This is a genomic window from Sphingomonas populi, assembly GCF_004208535.1.
Lineage (GTDB): Bacteria > Pseudomonadota > Alphaproteobacteria > Sphingomonadales > Sphingomonadaceae > Sphingomonas > Sphingomonas populi.
In genome coordinates, this window is record NZ_SGIS01000101.1 from 1 (window position 1) to 4187 (window position 4187).

Below are 4187 nucleotides of genomic sequence, written 5' to 3' on the forward strand. Positions count from 1 at the left end.
CGACGTGCAGGGTGATTTGGCCGGTATTTTGTCGATTGCGTCGAACGCAAAAAACCCCGCCGTTTTACGGGCAGGGTGTTTGCAAGTATCGTTGGTTGCGGGGACAGGATTTGAACCTGTGACCTTCAGGTTATGAGCCTGACGAGCTACCGGGCTGCTCCACCCCGCGCCAAGGTGTGCCCGCTGTTGGGCGGGGTATGAGACATGTGAATGGGTTCTGATATCGAGTGTATTCCCGTGCGCTCACCGGCTGCAATGCCTGGCGACGACCTACTCTTCCATCGCTTAAGCGATAGTACCATTGGCGCAGTCTGGTTTCACGGCCGAGTTCGGGATGGGATCGGGTGGGGCACAGACGCTATAGCCACCAGGCAATGGAGCCGGTGAACGCATGGGATGTGTTCTCGTAAAATCGATGCACGCTTTATACTGTGAAGGTGTTTGTATCAGGCGTTGCAAATGATCATCCGCGCGTCTTTGACACATGCTGGTTTGACCCAGGATTGTCATTGATGGCGGGACTCTCAAGCGCGAATAGAGCAATTAGTATCGGTTAGCTCCATGCGTTACCGCACTTCTACATCCGATCTATCAACGTGATGGTCTTTCACGGCTCTATGAAATCTTATCTCGAGGGAGGCTTCCCGCTTAGATGCTTTCAGCGGTTATCCCGTCCATACATAGCTACCCTGCTGCGCTCTTGGCAGAACGACAGGTACACCAGAGGTATGTTCAACCCGGTCCTCTCGTACTAGGGTCAACTCCTCTCAAATTTCGACGCCCACGGCAGATAGGGACCAAACTGTCTCGCGACGTTCTGAACCCAGCTCACGTACCACTTTAATTGGCGAACAGCCAAACCCTTGGGACCTGCTCCAGCCCCAGGATGTGATGAGCCGACATCGAGGTGCCAAACAACCCCGTCGATATGAGCTCTTGGGGGTTATCAGCCTGTTATCCCCGGCGTACCTTTTATCCGTTGAGCGATGGCCCTTCCACGAGGGACCACCGGATCACTATGACCGACTTTCGTCTCTGCTCGACTTGTCAGTCTCGCAGTCAGGCGGGCTTATGCCATTGCACTCTAACAGACGGTTTCCAACCGTCCTGAGCCCACCATCGCGCGCCTCCGTTACTCTTTAGGAGGCGACCGCCCCAGTCAAACTACCCGCCACAGAGGGTCCCTGATCCAGTTTCATGGATCGAGGTTAGACATCAGAAAACAACAGGGTGGTATTTCACCTATGGCTCCACATCATCTGGCGACGATGCTTCAAAGCCTCCCACCTATGCTACACAGTTCTTTCCTAATGCCACTCTGAAGCTGCAGTAAAGGTGCACGGGGTCTTTCCGTCTAACCGCGGGAACCCCGCATCTTCACGGGGAATTCAATTTCGCTGAGCATGTCCTGGAGACAGTGGGGAAGTCGTTACGCCATTCGTGCAGGTCGGAACTTACCCGACAAGGAATTTCGCTACCTTAGGACCGTTATAGTTACGGCCGCCGTTTACCTGGGCTTCATTTCAGAGCTTGCACTCCTCCACTTAACCTTCAGGCACCGGGCAGGCGTCAGGCCCTATACGTCGTCTTGAAGCCGACTTAGCAGAGCCCTGTGTTTTTGCTAAACAGTCGCTACCCCCTGGCCTGTGCCCCCTCATAATGCTTGCGCAATGTGAGGGCCTCCTTCTTCCGAAGGTACGGAGGCAATTTGCCGAGTTCCTTCAGGACACTTCTCTCAAGCGCCTTGGTATACTCTACCTGACCACCTGTGTCGGTTTCGGGTACGGTCTATACGGTGGGGCTATTTCCTGGAACCTCTTCGAAGCCCTCCCAATCCAATAAGGGAGAACAACACACGAGATCCGTCACACACCACCAGGCCCACGAATATTAACGTGGTTCCCATCGACTACCCCCTTCGGGCTCGTCTTAGGGGCCGGCTCACCCTGCGCGGATTAGCCTTGCGCAGGAACCCTTGGTCTTTCGGCGAGAGGGCATCTCACCCTCTTTATCGCTACTCATGTCTGCATTCGCACTTCCGATACCTCCACGGTCCATTACCAGACCGCTTCACAGGCGTACGGAACGCTCCGCTACCGCGTGGGAATAAATCCCACACCCTAAGCTTCGGTGCATCACTTTAGCCCCGTTACATCTTCGCCGCAGAACCTCTTATTTAGACCAGTGAGCTGTTACGCTTTCTTTAAAGGATGGCTGCTTCTAAGCCAACCTCCTGGTTGTTTTGGAAGTTCCACATGCTTTCCCACTTAGTGATGACTTGGGGACCTTAGCTGTAGGTCAGGGCTGTTTCCCTTTTGACGACGGACCTTAGCACCCGCCGTCTGTCTCCCGGATATCACTCCTAGGTATTCGGAGTTTGGTTAGAGTTGGTAGGTCTCGCGACCCCCGCATCCATCCAGTGCTCTACCCCCTAGGGTGTCCATCCGAGGCACTACCTCAATAGTTTTCGCGGAGAACCAGCTATTTCCCGGCTTGATTGGCCTTTCACCCCTAAACACAACTCATCCGGTAACTTTTCAACGTTAATCGGTTCGGACCTCCAGTGCATGTTACTGCACCTTCATCCTGGTCATGCCTAGATCGCCGGGTTTCGGGTCTAATACACCAAACTCTGTCGCCCTATTCAGACTCGCTTTCGCTGCGCCTACACCTAACGGCTTAAGCTTGCTTGGTACATTAAGTCACAGACCCATTATGCAAGAGGTACGCTGTCAGGGCTCAAGACCCCTCCAACTGCTTGTAGGCAATCCGTTTCAGGTACTGTTTCACTCCCCTCATCGGGGTGCTTTTCACCTTTCCCTCACGGTACTAGTTCACTATCGGTCGCATACGAGTATTTAGGCTTAGAGGGTGGTCCCCCTATGTTCAGACAGGATTACACGTGTCCCGCCCTACTCATGTCCCGATATCTCACTTTCGCATACGGGGCTGTCACCCGCTATGGCCACTCTTTCCAAAGTGTTCTGCTAGTTGAATATCAGGCACTGGCCTGGTCCGCGTTCGCTCGCCACTACTAACGGAATCTCGGTTGATGTCTTTTCCTCCAGCTACTGAGATGTTTCAGTTCGCCGGGTTCGCTTCACGAAGGCTATTTTATTCACCTATGTGATACCGCACTCCATTTAGCCCAACTGTGATTACTCACAGCAGAGTTAAACGGGATGGGTGGGTTTCCCCATTCGGAAATCTCTGGGTCACAGGTTGCTCACACCTCACCAAAGCTTATCGCAGCGTGCCACGTCCTTCATCGCCTGTATGCGCCAAGGCATCCACGAATTGCCCTTACCTCACGCTTGAGAGTCCGCACCACCAATGACAACGCTGGGTTGATCGTTAGACCAACCAAAACTCGGCAGAGCAGCATAGCCAAAGTATCTTGGTGCGGATGATTAAAATGCTCAGCCTGATATTAGCAGCGCATGGTCTGGCCTTGCGATCCAGAAGGCGAACCTTCCAAACCTCTCGTCCAAAACCAAACGCCGTATTCACGGCATCGATTTTAAGAACCCATTCACAATGTCAAATAGGAGAGCGTCATACGCTCTCGGTATCGCCAACACCTCGTAAGGTGCGGCAAACTGATGTCTTCATCATCTGGAATATCTTGGGGGCGAGGTCACGCTGACCACTGCGCCGTCAGTCGCAGCAAAGCTGCGCCTTATGGCGCGCTTCGCAGCGCTGGCCGGCTTTGACGAAGTGCGCTGCAAGCTTTGCTTGCCGCGTCTCTTCGTCTGCAGCTTGGTGGAGCCTATCGGGATCGAACCGATGACCTGATGCTTGCAAAGCAACCGCTCTCCCAGCTGAGCTAAGGCCCCATCAAAGTCGTGGTGGGCCGAGTAAGAGTTGAACTTACGACCTCACGCTTATCAGGCGTGCGCTCTAACCACCTGAGCTACCGGCCCAATACCGTGCCCGCGCATGCCCGTCAGTCGCAGCAAAGCTGCGCCTCGATGGGCGCGCTTCGCAGCGCTGGCCGAGCTTGCCGCTGTGCAAAATAGCTCACGCTATTTTGTCTCAGCGGCTGCGCTGATTTCCAGAAGATGAAGGGACATGAGGACGGCGGCAAAATGTTCTTTGGAATGGAGGAAGCTCTTCTCCTGATCGAAACCAGAAGCGCTTTCCGCCGATATCCTTAGAAAGGAGGTGATCCAGCCGCAGGTTCCCCT

3 tRNA genes and 2 rRNA genes are annotated in these 4187 nt (G+C 54.1%); all 5 read right to left on the minus strand.

The features are described 5' to 3' along the window. Window positions 1-92: 92 nt before the first annotated feature. Window positions 93-169 (minus strand) — tRNA-Met (locus tag EWE75_RS23940). An 88-nt stretch (window positions 170-257) separates the two neighbouring features. After that, window positions 258-372 (minus strand): 5S ribosomal RNA (rrf, locus tag EWE75_RS23945). Between the two features lie 151 nt (window positions 373-523). Then, window positions 524-3317: ribosomal RNA gene (locus EWE75_RS23950) — 23S ribosomal RNA — on the minus strand. A gap of 443 nt (window positions 3318-3760) precedes the next feature. Next, window positions 3761-3836: transfer RNA gene (locus EWE75_RS23955), tRNA-Ala, on the minus strand. Window positions 3837-3846: 10 nt separating this feature from the next. Beyond that, window positions 3847-3923: transfer RNA gene (locus EWE75_RS23960), tRNA-Ile, on the minus strand. Window positions 3924-4187: the final 264 nt, after the last annotated feature.